At 53.8% G+C, this 2,258-nt stretch carries 3 protein-coding genes; all 3 read left to right on the top strand.

The genetic code is table 11. The features are described from left to right. On the top strand, positions 1-887 hold an 887-nt coding region (locus tag DMG62_24610; protein PYY19422.1), incomplete at its 5' end, for a hypothetical protein. Positions 888-966: 79 nt separating this feature from the next. After that, positions 967-1,407 (top strand): hypothetical protein, encoded by a 441-nt coding sequence (locus tag DMG62_24605; protein ID PYY19421.1) that lies wholly within the window; start codon positions 967-969, stop codon positions 1,405-1,407. 130 nt (positions 1,408-1,537) lie between these two features. Next, a partial coding sequence (locus tag DMG62_24600) for a hypothetical protein (protein ID PYY19420.1) occupies positions 1,538-2,258 on the top strand: 721 nt, incomplete at its 3' end.

The following is a 2,258-nucleotide window of genomic DNA, read 5'->3' as shown; positions in this document are numbered from 1 at the left end:
CGCGCGAAAAGGAAATCCAGATCGCTGCGATCCAGCAGGAAGAAGAACAATTGACCAGCGTTGCGCGCAACATCATGCGACAGGCGCTTTTTCCGCAGCACCCATACGCTTTGCGTACGAGCGGCTCGCTCGAAGCTGTGCAGCACCTGACGCAAAAAGATTTGGTCGATTTTCGCGATCGTTACGTAGTCGGGAAAAACGGAGTGATCTATGTTTTTGGCGACGTTAAAGCAGGCGAGGTAAAACAACTCGTCGAGCAAACGCTCGGAAAGATGCAACCCGGCGCGCTTGCTCTTACCGATGCAAAGCCACCCACACCGCTGAGCAAATCGGAGACTGTCGAGAGCCGCAAGGACAAGGCGCAAGGGGTGCTCATGGTCGGCTTCCGCGGCGCGAGCTTGTCCAGTCCTGATCGCTATGCTCTGGAATTGATCGATGAGGCAAGTAGCGATCTTGGGTCGCGTTTCTTCATTCGTATTCGCGAGCAAATGGGCTTGGCCTATTATGTCGGCGCTAGCGAGATGCAAGGGCTCGTGCCCGGACTGTTTGCGTTTTATCTCGGAACCGATCCGCAAAAGATCGAGCCGGTGAAAGCCGCATTCCTTGACGAGATTCACAAGCTGGCCAACGAGGGTCTGACCCCTGTGGAATTAGAACGGGCGAAAAAGAAACTGATCGGCCAACAAGAAATCGCCAATCAAAGCAATGACGCTTTCGGTTATCACTGCGCGCTCGACGAGCTTTATGGCCTGGGCTTCAATTACTACAAGCAACTCGAGCACGACGTAAATGCCGTTACGCTCGACGACATCAAGAAAGTAGCGGCGAAATATTTTCGCGATCAACCGTATGTTTTAGCAACTGTGCGCCCACCCGAGAAGAAGTGACAGGTGACGAGTGATCAGAAAACCGTAGTATAGTTAATGATGCTCATCACTCGTCACCCATCACTCATCACTTTGTCATATGCCTGAAGTGCAAAAAACGGTTCAGACCGGCGAGCTAACCCAGCGGTTCATCGAGTTCGTAATGATGCACGCGCAAAACGCTGCGCTGTTTCTCGGCCAGATTCCAAATCCAAAGACCGGCGAAGCTGAAATCAATGTCGATTTGGCCAGGATGTTCATCGATCAACTCCAGATGATTCAGGAAAAAACGCGCGGCAACCTGACAAACGAAGAAACGATGGTCCTGCGAAACGCCCTCTCCAATTTGCAGATGGCATTTGTGGAAGCATCAGGCGCGACTCAACCGCAACGTGCCCCGCAGCCCGAAGCGGCGCAGCCCACCTCCGCACAACCGACGGAACAATCGACCTCAACCGCTCCCGAGCAATCTACACCTCTCGCGTCATCTGAGCCCGAGACAGAATCGCAAAAGAAATTCACCAAAAGCTACGGGCCGTAGGTCGATTCAATTTCGCAAAACTATTCTCGTAGTGTGGCCTCACGGTCGCAAGTCCTGCGTTTACAATGGAATCAGGCCCAAAAATTCTCTATAATTTTAGTTTGGCCGATCCTCCAGCAGCGCGTAGGGAATGCAAGTTTCGTTCGATTTCACAGACCGTGACCTCATCGACACCGTAGATGCCTTCGTTCGAGAGGTGTCTGCGGTTCGGGAGGCAACGGACAAGCACAAGCTGTGGTTCCGAGGCCATTCGAAGTCGGAGTACAAGCTTGTCCCAACGATTGGCCGACTGGCATGGTACGGCGGCCTCGCGAAGTCGTTCAACCTCACCACCGAGCGAGAGCTTCTTCACCGTTTCAGACGTCGGGCCTTTCCCTCTGACGGTCGCGTTAAGCAAGCCGGGTATGCATTGTTCTTAGCGCGTCATCACGGCTTGCCTACGCGAGTGCTAGATTGGACCGCCAATGTGCTGTACGCGTTGTACTTCGCATGCATGGAACATGTTGACCACGATGGGAACGTATGGGCGTTCCGGCAGCGCGGTTACGCTCACGTTTTGGACGCATTCGATTTGGTCGACCAAGACGAGGCACAGCTTTTGTCGTCGAAGCCTTCTCGCGTGAAGATCGTTCATCCCATCTTCAACTCAGCGAGGCTTATTGCACAAGAGGGTGGGTTCACATTGCACTCGGATCCGTGGCGGCCTCTTGAGGATCTGGTCGGCGTTCGGTTTGGCAAGAGATCGCTGGATATCGAACACCTGTACAGGTGGTTGATTCCGAAAAGGGCGAAGCCGACTCTCCTGCGCGAGCTAAGCGGCTTGGGGGTTAGCCACAGAAACGTGTTTCCCG

It is taken from the genome of Acidobacteriota bacterium, assembly GCA_003225175.1.
In the GTDB taxonomy this organism is placed as follows: Bacteria; Acidobacteriota; Terriglobia; order Terriglobales; family Acidobacteriaceae; genus Gp1-AA112.
The sequence above is the reverse complement of the archived record's forward strand: the minus strand, read 5'-3'. Positions and strand labels throughout refer to the sequence as shown.

Bases quoted from the DNA above. Each gene is read 5' to 3' on its own strand.
- DMG62_24605 (PYY19421.1), top strand. From the start codon at position 967: ATGCCTGAAGTGCAAAAAACGGTTCAGACCGGCGAGCTAACCCAGCGG.